Source organism: Variovorax sp. GW821-FHT09D07 (assembly GCF_059416345.1).
The window spans coordinates 177,904-197,086 of record NZ_JBWKOY010000004.1; the positions used below are offsets into that span (position 1 = coordinate 177,904).

At 69.7% G+C, this 19,183-nt stretch carries 15 protein-coding genes; 8 read left to right on the plus strand and 7 right to left on the minus strand.

What is annotated here, in order from left to right; all coding sequences use genetic code 11:
• Positions 1 to 169 precede the first annotated feature (169 nt).
• The 4 genes from AC07OX_RS16505 to AC07OX_RS16520 all read left to right on the plus strand — a co-directional run bounded on the left by AC07OX_RS16505 (position 170) and on the right by AC07OX_RS16520 (position 4,242).
• Positions 170 to 1,228 (plus strand): beta-keto acid cleavage family enzyme, encoded by a 1,059-nt coding sequence (locus AC07OX_RS16505; protein WP_495261161.1) that lies wholly within the window; start codon positions 170 to 172, stop codon positions 1,226 to 1,228.
• Positions 1,229 to 1,333: 105 nt separating this feature from the next.
• Positions 1,334 to 2,488, plus strand: a complete 1,155-nt coding sequence (locus AC07OX_RS16510; RefSeq protein ID WP_159273053.1) for an aromatic ring-hydroxylating oxygenase subunit alpha — start codon at positions 1,334 to 1,336, stop codon at positions 2,486 to 2,488.
• Positions 2,489 to 2,615: 127 nt separating this feature from the next.
• Positions 2,616 to 3,221, plus strand: coding sequence for a TetR/AcrR family transcriptional regulator (locus AC07OX_RS16515; protein WP_095948777.1), 606 nt, complete (start codon positions 2,616 to 2,618; stop codon positions 3,219 to 3,221).
• A gap of 43 nt (positions 3,222 to 3,264) precedes the next feature.
• On the plus strand, positions 3,265 to 4,242 hold the full coding sequence (locus AC07OX_RS16520; RefSeq protein WP_062477251.1) for an NAD(P)H-dependent flavin oxidoreductase: 978 nt from the start codon (positions 3,265 to 3,267) through the stop codon (positions 4,240 to 4,242).
• Between the two features lie 3 nt (positions 4,243 to 4,245).
• Here AC07OX_RS16520 and AC07OX_RS16525 read toward each other — a convergent pair whose 3' ends face one another.
• Genes AC07OX_RS16525 through AC07OX_RS16540 form a run of 4 tightly spaced genes read right to left on the minus strand, consistent with a single transcriptional unit; the run spans position 4,246 to position 8,411 of the window.
• Complete coding sequence (locus AC07OX_RS16525; protein WP_495261160.1) at positions 4,246 to 4,770, minus strand: Csu type fimbrial protein; 525 nt, start codon at positions 4,768 to 4,770, stop codon at positions 4,246 to 4,248.
• Positions 4,740 to 7,061: a fimbria/pilus outer membrane usher protein gene (locus AC07OX_RS16530; protein WP_495261159.1), complete on the minus strand. Its 2,322-nt coding sequence runs from the start codon at positions 7,059 to 7,061 to the stop codon at positions 4,740 to 4,742. Before AC07OX_RS16530 ends, AC07OX_RS16525 begins: the two co-directional genes overlap by 31 nt.
• A 1-nt stretch (position 7,062) precedes the next feature.
• The gene (locus tag AC07OX_RS16535; RefSeq protein ID WP_495261158.1) at positions 7,063 to 7,872 is read right to left on the minus strand and encodes a fimbrial biogenesis chaperone; all 810 of its coding nucleotides are present in this window, start codon (positions 7,870 to 7,872) and stop codon (positions 7,063 to 7,065) included.
• 8 nt (positions 7,873 to 7,880) lie between these two features.
• Complete coding sequence (locus tag AC07OX_RS16540) at positions 7,881 to 8,411, minus strand: Csu type fimbrial protein (RefSeq protein WP_070062075.1); 531 nt, start codon at positions 8,409 to 8,411, stop codon at positions 7,881 to 7,883.
• Positions 8,412 to 8,808: 397 nt separating this feature from the next.
• On the opposite strand from AC07OX_RS16540, the gene AC07OX_RS16545 reads away from it, so the two are divergent.
• Positions 8,809 to 9,498, plus strand: coding sequence for an EAL domain-containing protein (locus AC07OX_RS16545; RefSeq protein WP_062477265.1), 690 nt, complete (start codon positions 8,809 to 8,811; stop codon positions 9,496 to 9,498).
• Between the two features lie 27 nt (positions 9,499 to 9,525).
• Here AC07OX_RS16545 and AC07OX_RS16550 read toward each other — a convergent pair whose 3' ends face one another.
• From AC07OX_RS16550 to AC07OX_RS16560, 3 genes are all read right to left on the minus strand, one after another.
• Positions 9,526 to 11,424, minus strand: a complete 1,899-nt coding sequence (locus AC07OX_RS16550; protein ID WP_495261157.1) for a GspE/PulE family protein — start codon at positions 11,422 to 11,424, stop codon at positions 9,526 to 9,528.
• A gap of 47 nt (positions 11,425 to 11,471) precedes the next feature.
• Positions 11,472 to 14,195, minus strand: a complete 2,724-nt coding sequence (locus AC07OX_RS16555) for a sensor domain-containing diguanylate cyclase (RefSeq protein ID WP_495261156.1) — start codon at positions 14,193 to 14,195, stop codon at positions 11,472 to 11,474.
• A 194-nt stretch (positions 14,196 to 14,389) separates the two neighbouring features.
• Positions 14,390 to 14,737 (minus strand): STN domain-containing protein, encoded by a 348-nt coding sequence (locus AC07OX_RS16560; protein ID WP_354342414.1) that lies wholly within the window; start codon positions 14,735 to 14,737, stop codon positions 14,390 to 14,392.
• Between the two features lie 313 nt (positions 14,738 to 15,050).
• On the opposite strand from AC07OX_RS16560, the gene AC07OX_RS16565 reads away from it, so the two are divergent.
• The 3 genes from AC07OX_RS16565 to AC07OX_RS16575 all read left to right on the plus strand — a co-directional run bounded on the left by AC07OX_RS16565 (position 15,051) and on the right by AC07OX_RS16575 (position 19,182).
• Complete coding sequence (locus tag AC07OX_RS16565) at positions 15,051 to 15,623, plus strand: RNA polymerase sigma factor (RefSeq protein ID WP_223301388.1); 573 nt, start codon at positions 15,051 to 15,053, stop codon at positions 15,621 to 15,623.
• Complete coding sequence (locus tag AC07OX_RS16570) at positions 15,620 to 16,618, plus strand: FecR family protein (RefSeq protein WP_495261155.1); 999 nt, start codon at positions 15,620 to 15,622, stop codon at positions 16,616 to 16,618. Before AC07OX_RS16565 ends, AC07OX_RS16570 begins: the two co-directional genes overlap by 4 nt.
• A gap of 71 nt (positions 16,619 to 16,689) precedes the next feature.
• On the plus strand, positions 16,690 to 19,182 hold the full coding sequence (locus AC07OX_RS16575; protein WP_495261154.1) for a TonB-dependent receptor: 2,493 nt from the start codon (positions 16,690 to 16,692) through the stop codon (positions 19,180 to 19,182).
• Position 19,183: the final 1 nt, after the last annotated feature.

Consider the following 19,183-nt stretch of genomic DNA (forward strand, 5'->3'; position numbering starts at 1 on the left):
TGGCGCCACGCGTCGGCCACTTACCGGATCGCGACAGCGACACCTGTCTTTGCACGCGCCATTCCAATGCCCCAGAAAGACAAAACCGCGCCCCCGATGAGCAAGAAGTTTTCGCAGCTGCGCCAGAAACTTTGGCTGCAAGCGCAACCTTTTCACCGGAGACAACCCCATGAACTTCCTCGACGGCCACCTGTATCCCGAGAACCAGCAGCCCCTGATCATCACGGCCGCGCCCTATGCGCCAGGCTGGATTCCCGCCGACTTCCCGGAAGACATTCCGGTCACGATGGAAGAGCAGATCCAGAAGGCGGTCGACTGCTACGAGGCCGGCGCCACCGTGCTGCACCTGCATGTGCGCGAGGCCAACGGCAAGGGCAGCAAGCGCCTGTCGATGTTCAACGAACTGATCGCCGGCGTGCGCGCGCGCGTGCCCGAGATGATCATCCAGGTGGGCGGCTCCATCAGCTTCGCGCCCGAGGACGACGGCGCCGCCGCCAAGTGGCTCAGCGACGACACGCGCCACATGCTGGCCGAGCTCACGCCCCGGCCCGACCAGGTCACGGTGACCGTCAACACCACGCAGATGAACGTGACCGAGCACGCCGGCCTGGACGACTTCAAGGGCCTGTCGCGCGGCGACCCGCGGCTGTATTCGACGTACCGGGACATGATCGTTCCCTCGAACCCCAGCTGGGTCGAGGAGCACATCCGCCGCCTCACGGCCGCGGGCATCCAGAGCGAGTTCCAGTGCTACAACATCAACAGCTTTGAGACCATCGAACGCATGATCCGCCGCGGCGTCTACAAGGGCCCGCTGGTGATGAACTGGGTGGCCATCAGCGGCGGCATGGACCAGGCGAACATCTACAACCTGGCCAACTTTTTGCGCGCCGCACCCGACGGCGCGGTGGTCACGGTCGAGAGCTCGGTGCTCAACGTGCTGCCCGTGAACATGATCGGCATCGCCCTGGGCCTGCACGTGCGCTGCGGCATCGAGGACGTGCTGTGGAACCAGACCCGCACCGGCAAGATGAGCTCGGTCGAGCAGATCAAGCAGCTCGTGCGCATCGCGACCGAGTTCGGCCGCCCCATCGCCACCGCGCAGCAGGCGCGCGAGATCATGCAGATCGGCGTGTTCTACGAGACCACCGAAGAGACGCTGCGGGCCAACGGCTTCGCGCCCAACCGCAACGGCGCCCAGCAGGGCTTCCTGCGCAAGCCGGCCTGATACCACCGCTGTCTCGGGGGCGGTTGACGTACCGACTGGTCAGTCGGTAGACTGGGCCGATCGCGCAGCTCACCGGGCTGCATCGCATCGCACAGAAAGCCCCCGATGAGCGAGAACTTCGCAGCCGAACTCCATCGCCGAGCGACCACGGCCCTGCAGGCCGGGCGCGCCGACGCGCAAGGGGAGGGCGACCGCGTGCCGGTCGGCCAGTACACCGACGAGGCCATCGCGCGCGACGAGCGGCGGCTGCTGCAGCGGCATCCGCAGCCGGTGGCGGCCAGCGCATCGCTCGCCTCGCCGGGCGCGTGGCTGTCGCTCACGCACACCGGCGTGCCGCTGCTGCTGGTGCGCCAGGAGAACGGGCAGGTGCAGGCGTTTCTCAACGTGTGCCGCCACCGCGGCGCGCGCGTGGTGCCCGAGGGCAGCGGCAGCGAGGCGCGCGCCTTCGTCTGCCCGTACCACGCATGGACCTACAAGCCCGACGGCGCCTTGCGCGGCGTGCCCGAGTCCTTCGGCTTTCCCTGCCTGAAGCAGGACGCGTCGGGCCTGCGCCGGCTGGCCACGGTCGAGCGCGCGGGCGTGGTCTGGGTCGTGTGCGATCCGTCGCAGGCGGACAGCGACCCCGGCGCGCACCTGGGCGCGCTCATGGACAACCTCGAGTCGCTGGCCGGGCTGCGCGCGCCCGTGGCCTATGCGCCGCGCACGTACGAGGTCGAGGCCAACTGGAAGCTGCTGGTCGACGGTTCCTTCGAGGCCTACCACTTCAAGGTGGCGCACCGCGAGACCATCGCCCACATGTTCCTGCACAACCTGCAGGTGATCGACGAGTTCGACCTGAACCGGCGCCTGTACCTGCTCAAGTCGAAGTTCCAGGAACACCGGCCCGATGCCGCCGGCTTCGATCCGCGCCGCTACGGCAACCTGACCTACTTCTTCTTTCCCAACACGACCATCCTCGTGCAGCCCGACCACGCGCAGCTCAGCATGCTGGAGCCGCTGGGCGCCACGCGCACGCGCGTGCACGAGCTCACGCTGATTCCCGAGGCGCCGGCCTCGGAGAAGGCGACGGCGCACTGGGACGCGAACGTGGCGCTGTACCGGCGCACGCTCGCGGAAGACTACGCGCTGGCCGAGTCGATCCAGGCCGGGCTGGCGTCGGGCGCGAACGACGCGCTCAGCTTCGGCACCTTCGAGTACAGCGCGCCGCGCTTCCATGCGCAGCTCGCGCAGCAGGTGGCGGCCATGCCGGCCGCACGCTGACGCGCGAGGGTGTCGCGCGTGCAACAACCAGACCCCAAGACACAAGAAAGAATGGCGCGCGTCGCGTCTGATCGCCGGTCGCGTCTTCGCGGCATGCGCCAGGCGTGACGCCTTCCAGAACCGCCCGATGGCCACCCTTGCCCCTTCCCGTAAAGAAACGATCCTCGCGCGCGCCGAGCAACACTTTGCCGACCACGGCTTCCAGGGCGCGTCGCTGTCGGCCATCGCGCGCGACTGCGAGGTCGGCAACCCGGGGCTGCTGCACCACTTCCCGAGCAAGGAGGTGCTGTACCGCGCCGTGCTCGAGAAGCAGGCCGAGGACCTGACGGCGCGCATCTGCAAGCGCGTCGAGGCGGCCCCCGACCTGCCTGCGCGGCTGCAGGCGTTCGTCGCGCTGCAGGTCGAGTGGATGCACGCGCGGCCCACGGGCTTCAAGCTGGTCACGCGCGAACTGCTCGACAACGCCGAGCGCATCCAGCATGCGCAGACCCGGCCGCTCGAAGGCTTCCTGCAGGCCAGCCTGGGCCTGGTGGCCGCGGCGCAGGCGGCCGGCCTCGTGCGCGACGACCTGTCGGCCGTGGTGGTGCTCACGCTCATCTTCGGCACGCTCAACTACGCCAAGATGGCACGGCCCACCTTTGCCAAGACCTTCGCAGAGCCCGCGCTGAAGAGCGACACGGCCTGGATGAAGGCAATGGCGCGCGACGTGCTGCGCGTCATCTCGCCGCCCTGATTTTTTTTTCCTCTCCAGCAACTCTCGACCAAAGGACGTTCCCTTGAAAACCCGCATCACCGAACTCTTCGGCATCCGCCACCCGATCATCCAGGGCGGCATGCACTATGTCGGCTTCGCCGAGCTGGCCGCGGCCGTCTCCAACGCCGGCGGCCTGGGGATCATCACGGGCCTCACGCAGAAGACGCCCGAGCTGCTGGCGCGCGAGATCGCGCGCTGCCACGAGATGACCGACAAGCCCTTCGGCGTGAACCTCACCTTCCTGCCGACCTTTGCCTCGCCGCCGTACCCCGAGTACATCGCGGCCATCGTCGAAGGCGGCATCAAGGCCGTGGAAACCGCGGGCCGCAGCCCCGAGGCCTACATGCCGGCGCTGAAGGCCGCGGGCATCAAGGTGATCCACAAGTGCACCTCGGTGCGCCACGCGCTCAAGGCCGAGCGCATCGGCTGCGACGCCGTGAGCGTCGACGGCTTCGAGTGCGGCGGCCACCCCGGCGAGGACGACGTGCCCAACATGATCCTGCTGCCGCGCGCCGCAGAAGAACTGAAGATCCCGTTCGTCGCTTCGGGCGGCATGGCCGACGGCCGCAGCCTCGTGGCCGCGCTCGCGCTGGGCGCCGAGGGCATGAACATGGGCACGCGCTTCATCGCCACCAAGGAAGCGCCGGTGCACGCCAACGTGAAGCAGGCCATCGTCAACGCCTCGGAGCTCGACACGCGCCTGATCATGCGTTCGCTGCGCAACACCGAGCGCGTGATCAACAACGCGGGCGTGGAGCGCCTCATGGAGATCGAGCGCGCCAAGGGCGACGCGCTGAAGATCGACGACATCATGGACCAGGTCGCCGGCATCTACCCGAAGGTGATGACCGAGGGCCACATGGACGCCGGCGCCTGGAGCTGCGGCATGGTGGCCGGGTTGATCCACGACGTGCCCAGCTGCGCGGAGCTCATCGACCGCATCATGGCGCAGGCCGATGAACTCATCGCCAAGCGGCTGGCGGGCATGCTGAGGGGTTGAGCCTCAGTAGGTCACCGTCACCGTGATCGTGCTGGCGTAGCCGCCCGGCACCACGTACTGAGCCGCGGGAATGCGGCCGTAAACGGTGTAGTTGCGCGTCACCGTCGTGCCCAGCACGGAGGCGGTGATGTTGTAGTTGTCCGAGACGCTGTTGAGTCCCCAGACGGCGGTTCGCGCGTTGTCGGTGTAGAGGTTGTAGCCCAGCGTGCCGCCGACCGGGCCCGTCATCTGCCGGTTGGCGATGCTGCCGGTCGGGCCCGCGTCGAGGCTGATCGTGTACGACACGCTGACCAGAAGCGCGATCAAACCGGAGACCTTGCCGACGACGGTGATGGTCGTGGTGTTGTCCTTGGGCGCCGTGGCAGCGGGGTCGTAGTTGCCGAATGCCAACGGCGTTGCCGCGCTGACCGTGACGGTGCAGGTGAAAGCGCCCGCACCCGTGCAGGCGGCCAGCGACGCACGCGGGGTGAGCAGCCCGGCCAACGCCAGGACGGCCGTCAGCGCGGGGACGAGGACACGGGTTCGCATCGGTAGGGCCCCATTGAAGGCAAGGCGCCGGCGGCGCGGTCGGGCTCGCCCAGCGTGAAGCGGCAATGCCCGCGCTTCCATCGCGCCTCGAAGCGCTCGTTCGGCTGCGGGTCGTCGACCGACACGAGGCCGTGGAAGCCCGACAGCAGCGAGGTGCCACGCGCCGGCCGCATCACGTCGATGCCCGGCGGTAGCGGGCTGCCATCGGGCAGCAGCACCGTGACGTTGGCGATGGCGTCGCGCGCGATGTCGAAGCTGGCCTGCGCCACGCCCTTGTAGCGCGGCACCACGCGCAGCACGTCGCTGCGCACCTGCGCCTCGATCGGCAGGTCGCCGTTGTCGATGCTGATGTGGTTGGGCTCGTACGCACGCAGGCCCGAGACGACGGCGCGGCCTTCGCTGTCGGTGGTGGTCCAGGGCTGGTTCTCGCGGTAGACCTTCACGCCGGCGGCGCCGGGCACGGTCACGAGCGCGAAGGCGTCGTCCGACTGGCGGGTGGCAAAGCCCACGCCGCCCGCGAAGCCCACGGCGCCGCTGGCGCGCAGGCGCACCGCGGTCTGGCCCTGGGCGCGCGCGGCTTCGGCCGTCAGCATGCCGTAGCGACCGCGCCAATCGACCGCAGCCTCGCTGCGCGCGTTCTCGCCATCGGCGGCGCGCAGGCGGTAGCCCCAGCCCGTGTCGTTGGGCGGCTGCTGCACCCACTCGGCCACGGCCGAGTGGCCGCCCGGCTTCTGATGCTGCACCGAGAGCGTGGCGTGCTGGCGATCGCCGAGCGTGAAGCTGAGGCTGACGTTCACCGAGGTGACGGAGCGCTTGCCGTCCTGGCGCGTGTGGGCCACCGAGGTGCCGAGCCAGGCGTTGCCGCCCAGGCCGATCGACCAGCTGGCAGTGGTCACGCCGATGTGCTCGCCGGTGTTGTAGCGCAGCCGCGTGTGGCTCGCGCCCAGCGTGCCGTAGCGACCCAGCGAGCGGCCTGCGAAGAGCTGCGTCTGCGCGTCGGTGTGCACGGGGCTGTCGTGCCAGGCGATCTGCGTGAAGCCGCGGCTGGCCACCTGGCGGCTCACCGAGAAATTCCATTCGTCGCTGGTGCGCGTGTAGGCGGCGCGCCAGAGGCGGCCGCTGGCGCCGTCCTTGCTGCGGCTGGCGGCGCCGTGCAGCGAGAGTTCGCCGAGCGTGCCCCAGACCCAGGTCACGCCGGCGCCCGCGGTCTGGCTGCGCGAGCTGGCCTCGCCGCGCGCCTCGACGGTCACGCTGTCGTTCACGCCGTGGCGCCAGGTGCCGGCGACGAAGGGCGGGCCGTAGTCGAAGCTGCGCTCGCCGTAGCGCAGCCGCGTCCAGCCGGCTTCGAGCGAGTAGTCGGACAGGCCCGCGCGCAGCAGGTTCGAGCTCACGTAGTAGGGCGTGGTCACGGTGCGCTGCACGCCGAGCGCGTCGGTGACGGCGAAGCGCATCTCGCCCGCGCCGGTGAGCACGGGCACGTCGCTGAGCGCGAAGGGGCCGGCATCGACACGCCGTTGATAGCGCAGCGTGTCGTTCACATACACCTCCACCGCCGACGGCACGGCCGCGCCGCCGCGCAGGGTCGGCATCGGGTAGCTGATGAAGCCGGGCTGCAAGCCGAAGCGGGTGCCGAACTGCACGCCGCCGAAACGAAAGGGCGTCGACCATGCAGCAGCCTGCGTGATGGTGTCGCCCACCGTGAGGCGCGTGAGCCGGGTGGGGTCGTCGCGGCGGAAGTAGCTGTCCAGCCGCGTCGTGCCGCGTCCGCCGAATGCGGACTGCCCCGCGACGACGCTCGTGCCCACCAGGCCCCAGTCGCCCGAGGCCGCCGCATCGAAGTAGCCCGAGGCGCGCGTGCCTTCGCGGTCGTGCTGCAAGGCCAGGTCGTAGTTGAGAAAGGCCCCGAAGGCCGACGCCGACAGTGGCGGGCGGTCGCCGGTGTATGCCTGCGCGGTGCCCAGCGTGAACGCCTCGGCGGGCACGCTCAGGTCCACGCTCTGCGCGCCTTCGTCGAGCTGCAGCTGCGCGCCCGGCAGTGCGCGCAGGTCGTAGTAGTCGGTGCCATCGCGCTGCAGCGCCGCGGTCGCAGGCCGCACCAGCCGCCAGGCCGCGAAGTCGGGCGCCGACGCCAGCAGCTGGGCGCCGCGCCGCAGCAGCGGTCGCGGCGCGGGCTGGCTCAGGCCGTTGATGCGCACGTCGAGGATCGCGGGCTGCACTTCGCCCGCCACGTCAGTGGGCGACGTCTGCGCGCAGGCCACGCGCAGGCCCAGCCAGCCGCAGCAGACCCACAAGCTAGCGTGGCGTGGCGGGCGCACGGGGCACGCGCACGGTGGCGCTGGACGACGCCTCGGGGGCATCGGTGGCGGCCTCGACCTGCAGCCGGGTGTCGGGCGGCAGGGCGGGCAGTTCGATGTCGATGCCGGCCGACTGCCCGGCCAGCGCGTACTGCGACAGGCTCTTGCGCAGCAGTTCGGTGCCGTCCTCGCGGCGCACCACGAGCTGCGTGACCTGGATGTGTTCGCTGCCCTGGTTGTCGAACACCAGCCGCCAGGCGGTGCCTGCCGTGCCGGTGGCGCGCCCCGAAGGCTGCAGCGACCATTGCAGCGCGCGGCGCAGCTGCAGCGGCGGCACGAAGATCGGCACGCCGATGCGCAGCAGCGTCTGCACCTTCGCGCCCTCGGCACCGTCCGCCGGCAGGGCCTGGTCGCGCGGCAGCTGGCGCAGGAAGATGCGGTAGCTGCGCTCGCCGGCGTCGGCCGGCACCTGCAGCCCGAGGCGCACGATCTGCCGCCCGGCCGGCGGCAGGCGGAAGATGGCCGGATTGACCAGCACGTCGCGCGTGGGTTCGTAGGCATCGCGCCCGTCCTGCTGCGACCAGGCCACCACCTCGGCCTGCACGGCGACCTCGGTGTCCTCGGCGTTGCCCATGGTGAGCGAGGCGACCGGGCGCTGCGGCGTGAGCACGATGCGCAGCGGCGCCACGCTGAGGCTGGTGGCCGCGGCGGGAGCGGGGGCAAGGGCGGCCAGCAGCAGGCCGGCCCCCCATGCGACTGGCAGCAGGGCGCGACGCATGCCGTGGCGGCCTGCGGTGAAGGCGGTCAACGGCGCCCTCAATAGGTCAGCGAGACCGTGATCGTGTCCGTGTAGTCGATGGCCGGCGCCGCGGTGTACTGCCCCGTGGGAATCAGGCCGTAGATCGTCTGCGTCTGGGGCGTCCCGTTGCCGACGTAGCCGGTGCCGGCGACGCTGTTGTCCCAGTTGGTCTGGTGCGCGCTGTCCTTGAAGAGGCCGTAGCCCAGCGTGTTGTTGCCGGCGGCCGCCGTGGGGCTGGTCATCAGGCGGTTCGTGATCGTCGCGCCCGAGCCGCCGCCCGCGCTCAGGCCGAGCGAGTAGGGCGTGCCGAAGGTGCAGGTCACGTTGAGGCTGGTGGTGCCGGCCAGGGCGGTGGCTGACGCCGGGTCGTACGGCCCGAACGCCAGCGTGGCCGGCGTGGTCATCAGGCAGGCCTTGAGCACCGTGGCCGTGACCTGGAAGGTCGTGGTCGTCGTGACCGCCTGCGCGGGCAGCAATGTCAACAAGGCACCGACGGGCAGCACGGTACGGGCCAGTGTGCGAAGGAGGGAGCGAGGCTGGTGGCGCATCGGACGGGACCTTTCATCGGTGACTGGAAACCCAGGAACGACAGTGAAAACCCACCCACCGTTTCCAGTAGTGGGCGCCCCCTTTCTAACCAATCTCTCCCCGATGGGACATAGGACGCAGCCCTGTCGTCGACAGCTTGCTACAGATTTTTCCGAGGCCGGGAGAGCTCATGAGTGATTTCGGTCTACAGCCTGGGTCGGGCCTAGGTCGGATGTCTTCATGCGGCGCGACCTCTTGTCGGAGGGGGTGGTGCGTGCGGTGTATAGAACCGTTTACATTTACGCTCTTGGGAGTCGCCATCCAACGCCATTGCAACCTTGCCCGCGAGGTCCATCCAACGTGATCGCCGAAATACATGCTGATGCCGCGCCTGCTGGCCTCGCCTCGGGGTTCACCATGGCGTTCCAGCCCATCGTGGACCTGGGCCGGCACGAGATTTATGCGCACGAGGCGCTGGTGCGCGGCCTCTCGGGCGAAGGTGCCGCCGAGGTGCTCGGGCGCGTCGATCCGGTCGACCGCTTCGCCTTCCACGAAGCCTGCCGCGTCAAGGCCATCGAGATCGCCTCGCGCCTGGGCATGAAGTCGCGCCTGAGCCTCAACGTCATGCCCAACGACGTCGCGGGGCAGGCCGAGTGCTTCCGCACCGCCATGGCCGCCGCCAAACGCTGCAAATTCCCCGTGCGCCAGCTGATGTTCGAGATCACCGAAGGCGAGCGCGTGCGCGACCTGCACGGCCTGGCCGACACCTTCCGCGCCTTCAAGCGCCACGGCTTCACCTCGGCCATCGACGATTTCGGCGCGGCCTACGCGGGCTTCGAACTGCTGGCCGCGTTCCAGCCCGACGTGGTGAAGATCGACCTGAGCCTGATCCGCGGCATCCATGCCGACCCGGTGCGGCTGACCATCGTGCGCGGCTTCGTCGCCACCTGCGACGAGCTGCGCATCCGCGTGATCGCCGAAGGCGTGGAGGCGCCCGAAGAGGTGCGCGCCTTGCGCGAGATCGGCGTGGAGCTGTTCCAGGGCTACCTGTTCGCGCGGCCGGCCATCGCCACGCTGCCGGCGGTGGCGTGGGACGCCGCCGCCTGAGCCTTCCCTGACCTCCGACGTTGGGGGTCAGACGTTGCTGGTCGCGCGCACTTCCTCGAGCGTGGTCCGGCCCGCCAGCACCTTCTCGATGCCGTCCTGACGCAGCGTGCGCATGCCCTCGCGCATCGCGGCGTCCTGCAGTTCCTCGGCGCGCGCGCCGCCCTGCACCAGCCGGCGCAGTTCCCTCGACATCACCATGAGTTCGTGGATGCCCACGCGGCCCCGGAAGCCGGTGTCGTTGCAGTGCTTGCAGCCGGTGCTCGTGTAGGTCTGCAGCTGGCCGTCGCGCCCGTGGCGCTGCACCCACTCGGCGCGCACGGCGTCGCGCGCGGCCGGCGTGTCCTGCGCGCCGAAGGCGTGCATGTAGTCGGCCAGCAGCTCCTCGACCGCCTCGCTCGTGGCCGGGCGGCTTTGCACGCACTGCGGGCACAGGCAGCGCACCAGCCGCTGCGCCAGCACGGCCAGCAGCGAGTCGGCGAAGTTGAACGGGTCCATGCCCATGTCGAGCAGGCGCGTCACGGTTTCGGGCGCGCTGTTGGTGTGCAGCGTCGACAGCACGAGGTGGCCGGTGAGCGAGGCCTCGATGGCGGTCCTGGCGGTCTCGGCGTCGCGGATCTCGCCGACCATGATCACGTCGGGGTCGGCGCGCACGAAGGCGCGCAGCGCCTTGGCAAAGGTCCAGTCGATGCGCGGGTTGACCTGCACCTGGCGCAGGCCCGGCTGCGTGATCTCGATCGGGTCTTCGGCGGTCCAGATCTTGCGCTCGGGCGTGTTGATGCGCATGAGCGCCGAGTGCAAGGTGGTGGTCTTGCCCGAGCCCGTGGGGCCCACGCACAGCACCATGCCGTAGGGCCGGTCGACCGCCTGCGAAAACTGCGCCAGGTTGCGCTCGGACAGGCCCAGCGCGTCGAGCGCGATGGGCTTGGCCGAGGCCAGGATGCGCATCACCACGTCTTCCAGGCCGTTGTTGGTCGGGATGGTGGCCACGCGCAGCTCGATGCGGTGCTGCGGCGAGTACTTCGAGAAGTTGATCTTGCCGTCCTGCGGCTTGCGCTTTTCGCTGATGTCCAGGTCGCACATGATCTTCACGCGCGCGACCACCGCGTTGCGGTAGCTGGGCGGCAGCTCCAGGTAGGTGTAGAGCCGGCCGTCGCGGCGAAAGCGGATGCGCGTCTTTTCCTGCCCGGGGTCGCTCTCGATGTGGATGTCGGAGGCGCCCTCGCGGTGCGCTTCGAGGATCATGCTGTTGATCATGCGCACCAGCGAGTTGTCCGACTGCTCCACGGGCGGCTCGCCGGCGGCGGGCGCGGCGGCCGATTCTTCCTTCTCGAGCGTCTTCAGCAGCGTGCTGGTGCCCGTCATGTCGAACTCGAGCGGACGCATCGGGTCGTTCATGTCGATCACCGGGCGTTCGGCCGCCACCTGGCCGACCTTCTCGTAGGCCTTGTGCAGCACGCCGTCCAGGTCCAGGCACTGGCCCAGCACGGGGAGCACCTTCATCTGCGCGATGAACTCCACCTCGTCGATCACCGCGTGCCGGTTGACCGGGTCGTCGAGCGCCAGCACCAGGCGCCCGCCGTGCAGCATGAGCGGCATGACCTGCAGGCGCCGCGCGGCCTCGTGGCCCACCTTGCGCAGCGCGTCGGCCGCGGCCGGAAACACATGCAGGTTCACCAGCGGGTAGCCCATCTTGCGCACCAGCGCGGTCTGCAGCTGGCCCCGGCTCACGACGCCCATGCGCACCAGCGTCTCGCCCAGCGGCACCGTGGGCTCGCGCTGCTGCTGCTGGAGCGCCGCGTCGAGTTGCGCCTGCGTGACCATGCCCAGCGACATCAGCGCCTGGCCGATGCGCGCGATCGGCATGCGGCTTTGCAGGTCGAGCTCCTGCACGAGCTGTTCGGGCATGACGACTTCGGTGGCTGCCATGGATGGGTCTCCTGGTGGTGGTGAGGGGTGCGGCGGGTGTGCCGACGCTAACGGTAGAACGCGAAACGGTTGCGGCCCTGCGACTTGGCGGCGTAGAGCGCCGTGTCCGCCCGCGCGAGCAGTTCGCCGGCACCGACGGTGGCGTCGACCGTCTCGACGAACACGATGCCGATGCTGGTCGTGACGTCCAGCCGCCGGCCTTCCACGGGGAACGCCGGCGCCGCGATCTGCGAGACGATCTTGTGCGCCACGTCCGCCACCGCGTCCTGCGAGTGCACGTTCTCCAGCACGATCACGAACTCGTCGCCGGCCAGGCGCACCACGGTGTCGGTCTCGCGCACGCTGGCGCGCAGGCGGCGCGCATATTCGGCCAGCACGCCGTCGCCGGTGGAATGGCCGAGCGTGTCGTTGATGGCCTTGAAGTGGTCGATGTCCAGGAACATCAGCGCCATGCCGCCTTCGGCGCGGCGCACGCGCGACATCGCCGCGGGCAGCTGCTCGTTGAAGGCCAGCCGGTTCGGCAGGCCGGTCAGCACGTCCATGCGCGCCAGCTCGATGAGCTTGCGCTCGGCCTCCTTCAGCGCCGTGACGTTGAAGGTCATGAGGTAGAAGCCCGCCGTGTGGCCCGCCAGGTCCTTGTCGGGAATCAGGTTCACCTGGAAGTGCGCCTCCCGGTCGTCGATCGGCACCTGCACCGGGTACTGCGTCGCCCTGCCGGCGAGCACCGTGGGCAGGTGGGGCGTGTGCTGCACGTACACCGCCTCGCCCACGGCCGAGCGCAGCGTCACGCCGTCCAGCGGCGCGCGCTCGTCCAGGCCCGCCATGCGCCGCGCGCGGCTGTTGCCGTACAGGCAGTTCTCGTCGCGGTCGAAGTAGGCCACCAGCGCGGGGATGTTGTCGGTCACGTCGCGCAGGCGCTTTTCCTGCTGCGTGAGGGCGCGGCGGATGTTCACTTCGTCGGTGATGTCGAAGGTCATCGCGAACACGCCGTGCACCATGCCTTCGGCGTCCTGGTCGGGAATGTAGTGGGCCTTGAAGGTGCGGTCGCCGATGCCCAGCGCCGCGTCGCCGGCCTTCTCGACGATCACCGTCTCGCCCGCCAGCGCGCGCTCCATGTGGGGCCGCACCACCGCGAAATCGGCCGCGCCCCGCACGGCCGGCATCCACTGGCCCACCAGCGGCTGGCCGTGGTGCAGCGTGCGCACCTTGGCATTGACGAAGGTGTAGTACAGCGCGGCGTCGACGTGCGAGACCAGCGCGGGAATGTTGTCGGCGATGGTGCGGATCTGCGCCTCGCTGTGCGCCAGTTCGAGCTCGATGTGCTTGCGCTGCGTGATGTCGAAGGTCATCGCGTAGTAGCCGCACACCCGCCCCTGCGCGTCGAGCTCGGGGATGAAGTCGGTCTGGAAGAAGTGCTCTTCCTCGTCGCGGTGCGCGGCGCCGCGCCGCTCGAAGGACACGGCCTCGCCGGCCAGCACGCGCCGCAGGTTGTGCTCGAGCGTCGGGTCGTCGTGCAGGCCGCTCATGCTCTGCACGGGCTGGCCCACCAGCTCCTCGGCGCTGTAGCCCAGCTCCTCGCACAGCCGCGCATTCACGAAGGTGTAGCGGCCCTGCGCGTCGGCGTGCGAGATCATGGCCGGCAGGTTGTCGGTGATGTCGCGCAGGAACTTCTCGCTGGCCTGGTGCTGCTGCATGAGCCGGTCGAAGGTGCGCGAGAGGTCGCCGATCTCGTCGTCCGGGTAGGTGCGCGCCACGGCCGCCTGCGCGGGCGTCGCGTGGGCGTCGAGCATGTGGCGGTGCAGCCCGGTGAGCGGGCGCAGCTGCTGGCGCACCACGGCCAGCGCCAGCGCGCCGGCCAGCAGCGCCAGCACGATGGCGCCGATCCACGCGGTGCGCTCGATGGCTTCGATGCGGGCAAAGGCCTCGTGGCGCGGGTACATCGAGCCCATGATCCAGTCGGCCTGGCGGATTCGCTTGAAGGCGTACAGGCCGGGCACGCCCGCATGGTTCACGCCTTCGATGGTGCCTTCGAAGCCGCCGATCGCGCGGTCCAGGTCGGGCGCGTCGTCGGCCATGGCCATGTTGGCCTGCTTGAGCACGCGGTCGGCCAGCGGGTGGTCGATCACGATGCCGTCGGCGGTGGTGATGAACACGTAGCCCGTCTGGCCGAAGCGCACGTCGGCCAGCTCGCCCAGGATGTTGCGGTCCTTCAGGTTGATGGAGCCCGAGATCACGAACAGCACCCGGCCGGCCGCATCGAGCACCGGCTCGGTGATGGCGACCTGCGCCAGGCCGTTGAGCCGGTTGCGGTAAGGCTCGGAGATCACGCCCGTGCGCGCGGCGACCGTGTCCTTGAAGTACGCGCGGTCCTTCACGTTCACCTTGCCGATCTGTCGCGCGCCGTTCAGGTTGGCGACCAGCTCGCCGTCCGTGTCCAGGAAGGCGACGTTGTCGAACGCCGCCCGCAGGGACTGGTGCTTTTCCAGAAAGGCCTGCAGCGGCGCGGCGTTCGTGATGCCGTGCGAGCCCACGCTCTCGGCGATCGTCTTCAGCAGGATGCGCCGGCTGGCGAACTTCTGCTCTACCGCGCTCGCGATGGCCGACAGCCGCGCGAACTCCTCGTTGGCGATCGAGGCCTGCATGCGGCTCTTGACCAGGTGCAGCGCCACCGTGGCGATGATGAAGGTGGTGGCCAGCACGACGGCCGCAACGCCGACGCTGAGGCGCGTGTTCAGGCTGATGCGGCGTTTCGCGGTCGCGAAGAGTTTCATGGGCGTCGTGCGGGCGGTGCAGCGAAGCGGCGGGGACCACCGGCCGGGCCGGCCATGGGGGCACGGCACACACCCTTCGCGCGTTGCGCAGCTAGTGTGTCAGAAAGTGCGAGAAATGCGCGCCATTGCGGTGCATCTCGCGGGGTTCCTGGGGGCCGGAGTGTTGCGCAGGTGCGCGAGGGAAACCAATCGTATTACTCGACGCGCGGCGGCGGCTCCGATCGGGCGGCCGCGGGCGAGCGGGCCGGCGCGATGAGCACCATCGCGCCGTCCTGCCCGCGCCGCACGCGCAGGCGCGTGCCGTCGAGCAGGCGCTCCAGCGCCGCGTCGGCGGCGACCTTTCCCCTGATGCCCCGGGTCGAGAGGTCCTTGACGTCTTCCATCTTGTAGATGAGCTGCACGCCCGACTGCGCGATGTAGGCGTCGAGCGCGGGCCGCAGCTCGCCGCCCTTCACGTCGAACTCCCGCGCGTGGGCGCAGGCCAGCCCCGTCGCCAGCAGGCCGGCGGCGGCCACGAGGGCAAGGCGGGGGCGGGTCAGCAAGAGGGCAAGGAAGGTGGGGGGCTGCCTCCGGATTCGAATCATGTCGGTCTGTTTTCCGCGAATTGGTTTTTCTTCTGCCCCCGGTGAGACGAGTTCGAGCGCACTTTCCGGTAACGGGGCAAGGGGGAAAAGCCCTCGGGCCGTGCCTTCTAGAATTTCCGGGTCCGCCGCCGGGCATGGGAATTCAAGGAAATTTCGCCGGCGGGCCTTCGCGCGTTACCGGAAATCTTCGGGCCGTTCGTCTCACTGTCTGTCGCCAATCCCGGCGACCTGCCGCTTTGTGTGTCGGCCCTTCAATTTCCAGGAGCGCTTCGTGGTTCTCAGTGACTTGGATGCCTGGTTCGTCAGCGAGGTGCTGCCGATGGAAGCCGCGCTCACGCGCTTCCTTCGCCGCAACTGGCGCGACGACGCCGAAGTGCCCGACCTGCGGCAGGACGTCTACGTGCGCATTTACGAGTCCGCCTCCAGATCCATGCCCGACCAGGTCAAGCCTTTCGTTTTTGCCACCGCGCGCAACCTGCTGATCGACCGCGCCCGGCGCGCGCAGATCGTGTCCATCGAGATCATTGCCGACCTCGACGCGCTCGATTTCTCGGCCGACGAGCTCACGCCCGAACGCCATGCCGCCGGCCGCGGCGAGCTGCGGCTGCTGCAGACCGCGCTCGACGCGCTGCCCTCCAAGTGCCGCCGCGTGGTCGAGATGCGCAAGATCGACGGGCTCTCGCAGCGCGAGGTCGCCACGCAGCTGGGCATCACCGAGGACACGGTGGAGCGGCAGGTCTCGCGCGGCGTGCGCGCGCTGGCCGACGCCCTGCTGTCGGGCGGCGTGCAGCTGGACACCAAGGCCTTCGGGCGAGCGCAGAACGAGCGGAGGCTCTCACCATGAGCGAAGCCCAGCGCATCGAATCGTTGGCCGCCGACTGGCTGGCCCGCCGCGACAGCGGCGACTGGACCGACACCGACCAGCAGCAGCTGGACGCCTGGATCGCCGCCTCCATCGCCCACCGCGTGGCCTGGCTGCGGCTGTCCAGCGCGTGGGAGCGCGGCGACCGGCTGGGCGCGCTGCGCACGCCGGCGATCCCCATTCCCATTCCCGCGCCGGCACCCGCGCCGCAGGCCGCACGTCCGCCTCAGCGCCTGTCGCGCTTCTCGCTGCAACGCATCGCCGCCGGCGTGCTCGTGGCCGCCGCCGGCACCGCCTGGCTCGGCTGGCAGTACACGCAGGAAGAGCGCGGCCAGCACTACGCCACGGCCGTGGGCGCGCGCCAGTCGGTGGCGCTGTCCGACGGCTCGAAGCTCACGCTGAACACCGCCACGCAGGTGCGCACGGCCGTGAACGACAGCGGGCGCAAGGTGTGGCTCGATGCGGGCGAGGCCTACTTCGACATCGCGCACGACAAGAACCATCCCTTCGTCGTGATCGCCGGCGACCGCCGCATCACCGTGCTGGGCACGCGCTTTCTCGTGCGGCGCCAGGGCGAGCAGGTGAACGTGACGGTGGAGGAAGGGCGCGTGCAGATCGCCGCGGCCAAGCCCGATGCCCGAAGCGCCGAGCCCACCGTGCTCACGCGCAACCAGGCCGCGGTCACGCATGCCGACAACGTGCTCGTGATGTCCAAGGCGCCCAAGCAGGTCGATGACGAACTCAGCTGGCGCGAAGGCAAGCTCGTGTTCGACCAGACCACGCTGGGCGACGCGGCCGCGCAGTTCAACCGCTACAACCTGCGCAAGCTCGTGATCGCCGACCCGGTCATCGCGCAGGTGCGCATCGGCGGCAGCTTCGATGCCAACAACATGAGCGGCTTCGTGGGGCTTCTCAAGCAGGGCTTCGGCCTTGCCGCGCATGAGAGCGGCAACGAAATCAGAATTTCGAATCCGTAAATTACCGGAATGTGACGGGGCATTCGTCTCAGTGGGTACCCAAACAAATAACCACGCTGGAGACACACACAATGAATCGCACCGCGCCCCGCACCGGCCTGCCGCCCCAGAAGAAGCGAACGTACGGCGCACTGCGCCCGTGGGTCATCGGCGGCGCGTGGGCGCTGGCCAGCGGCATGGCCGCGCACGCACAGACGCAGGCCCCGCCGCAGGGCTTCGACGTGAGCGGCGGCGATCTCAAGACCGCACTGGACGCCTACATCGCGCAGGGCGGCGTGCAGCTGCTCTACAAGGTCGACGACGTGAAGGGCGTGGCCACGCGCGGCGTGAAGGGCGCGCTGTCGCCGCAGGACGCGCTGGCGCGGCTGCTCGAAGGCACGCCGCTGCAGACGCGCCGCGGCGATGACGGCGCCATCGTGATCTACACGGCCGCCGCTGCGAAGCCGCAGGCCGACGAGGCGCCGCAGTCGCTCGACAGCGTCACCATCACCGCCACGCGCCGCCGCGAGCCGGTGCGCGAGATCCCGATGCAGGTCAACGTGATGAAGGCCCAGGCGCTGGAGCGCGCGGGCGCGAAGAACCTGGCCGACTACGTGGCCGAGCAGCCGGGCGTGAACCTCACCAGCAGCGGCAGCGTGGGCGGCACGCTCACCATGCGCGGGCTGACCACCGGTCCGGTGCAGGGCATCGCGACCGTGGGCGTGTACGTGGACGACGTGGCCACCGGCATGAGCTCGGCCGGCGCGAGCGGTGGCAACACGCCGCTGGACATGGGCATGCTCGACCTCAGCCACATCGAGGTGCTGCGCGGCCCGCAGGGCACGCTGTACGGCGCGGGCGCCATGAGCGGCGTGCTCAAGTACGTGACCAACCAGCCCGACACCATGGAGTTCGCGGGCTCGGTGAAGCTGGGCACCTCGTGGACGCAGGGCGGCGGTCCGGGCTTCACGACCGGCGCGGTGCTCAACGTGCCGCTCAAGGAAGACGTGGCGGCCGTGCGCTTCGCCGCCTTCACCGACCAGTTCGGCGGCAGCTACGACGCCACGGGCCTGGCGCGCGGGCGCAACATCGACCGCGGCCACACCGACGGCGGCCGCGTCTCGCTGCTGCTCACGCCCACGCGCGAACTCACGGTGCGCCTCACGGGCACGGTGCAGGACGTGCATCGCAAGGGCCTGGGCTTCGAGGACATGGACCAGCGCACGCTGCGCCCCTGGACGCGGGAGCGCACGCGCCAGCTGTCGGCCAACGAGTCGTACAGCAACCTCACGCAGCTGTTCGGGCTGGACGTGGAATACGACTTCGGCTGGGCCCGCCTGAACTCGATCACCTCCGCGCAGGACGTGAAGATCAACAACACCGTCGACGTCACCGGCCGCTACGGGCCGATGCTGAGCGCGCTGCGCCTGCCGGTGGCCTCGGTGCCGGTGAACAGCGCCGTGGAGCAGCACCGCGTCAGCCAGGAGTTCCGCCTGACCTCGCGCTCGGGCACCACCATCGAGTGGCTGGCGGGCCTGTACCTGAACCGCGAACGCGGCAGCAACAACGGCGTCATGGACGCCAACCTGATCGGGGGCCGCAGCCTCGGCCTGCTGACCTCGACGCAGTCCTCGCGCTACCGCGAGGAGGCGGCCTACGGCGACGTCACCTGGAACGTGACGCCCAAGTTCTCGCTCACCGGCGGCGTGCGCCTGGCGCGCAACAACCAGAAGTACGCCAGCCGCCAGACCGGCCAGCTCGTCGGGTCGGTCGCCGCCAGTGCCGCCGGCACCTCGTCGGAAAGCCCGACCACCTACCTGGCCGCGGCCAAGTACACGCTGTCGGACACGAGCACCATGTACTTCCGCGCGGCCAGCGGCTACCGCCCCGGCGGTCCCAACGTGCTCAAGGCCGACACCGACCGCAACGTGGTGCAGCCGATGTACAACTCCGACTCGCTGTGGAGCTACGAGCTGGGCTACAAGGCCGACCTGCTGGACCGCACGCTGTCGCTGGAGGCGGCGCTGTACGACATCGAGTGGACCGGCGTGCAGCAGCCCACGCGCAGCGGCGCCTTCGTGTTCGTCACCAACGCGGGCGCGGCCCGCATCAAGGGCAGCGAGATCACGCTCAACTGGAAGCCCAGCAAGGAATGGCGCTTCACCGCCAATGCCGCGGCCGTCGATGCGCGCCTGACCGAGGATGCCAAGGGTCTGGGCGCCAAGGCCGGCGCGCGCCTGCCGCACACGCCGCGCTTTGCCGCCACGCTGGGCGTGACGCGCAACTTCAGCCTGGCCGACCACCCGGCCTACGTCGGCATCAGCGCGCGCTACACCGGCAAGCGTGATGCGGGCTACCGCGGCAGCACGGCCATTCCGAGCATCAACATGCCGGCCTACACGCTGGTCGACCTGCAGGCGGGCATCGACTTCAAGCGCTTCAGCGTCTCGGCCTACGTGCGCAACCTGACGAACAAGCGCGGCATCGTGTCGATCGAAACCGGACTCAACGCGAACCCGAACCTGGTGACTGCGGCGCTCGTGCCCGCGCGCACCATCGGCGTGAACGTCAACGTTCCGTTCTGAC

Coding starts and splice junctions, on each gene's coding strand:
- AC07OX_RS16550 (WP_495261157.1), bottom strand. CDS start 11,424: ATGGCAGCCACCGAAGTCGTCATGCCCGAACAGCTCGTGCAGGAGCTC.
- AC07OX_RS16505 (WP_495261161.1), top strand. CDS start 170: ATGAACTTCCTCGACGGCCACCTGTATCCCGAGAACCAGCAGCCCCTG.
- AC07OX_RS16515 (WP_095948777.1), top strand. CDS start 2,616: ATGGCCACCCTTGCCCCTTCCCGTAAAGAAACGATCCTCGCGCGCGCC.
- AC07OX_RS16525 (WP_495261160.1), bottom strand. CDS start 4,770: ATGCGAACCCGTGTCCTCGTCCCCGCGCTGACGGCCGTCCTGGCGTTG.
- AC07OX_RS16540 (WP_070062075.1), bottom strand. CDS start 8,411: ATGCGCCACCAGCCTCGCTCCCTCCTTCGCACACTGGCCCGTACCGTG.
- AC07OX_RS16555 (WP_495261156.1), bottom strand. CDS start 14,195: ATGAAACTCTTCGCGACCGCGAAACGCCGCATCAGCCTGAACACGCGC.
- AC07OX_RS16545 (WP_062477265.1), top strand. CDS start 8,809: ATGGCGTTCCAGCCCATCGTGGACCTGGGCCGGCACGAGATTTATGCG.
- AC07OX_RS16575 (WP_495261154.1), top strand. CDS start 16,690: ATGAATCGCACCGCGCCCCGCACCGGCCTGCCGCCCCAGAAGAAGCGA.
- AC07OX_RS16570 (WP_495261155.1), top strand. CDS start 15,620: ATGAGCGAAGCCCAGCGCATCGAATCGTTGGCCGCCGACTGGCTGGCC.
- AC07OX_RS16510 (WP_159273053.1), top strand. CDS start 1,334: ATGAGCGAGAACTTCGCAGCCGAACTCCATCGCCGAGCGACCACGGCC.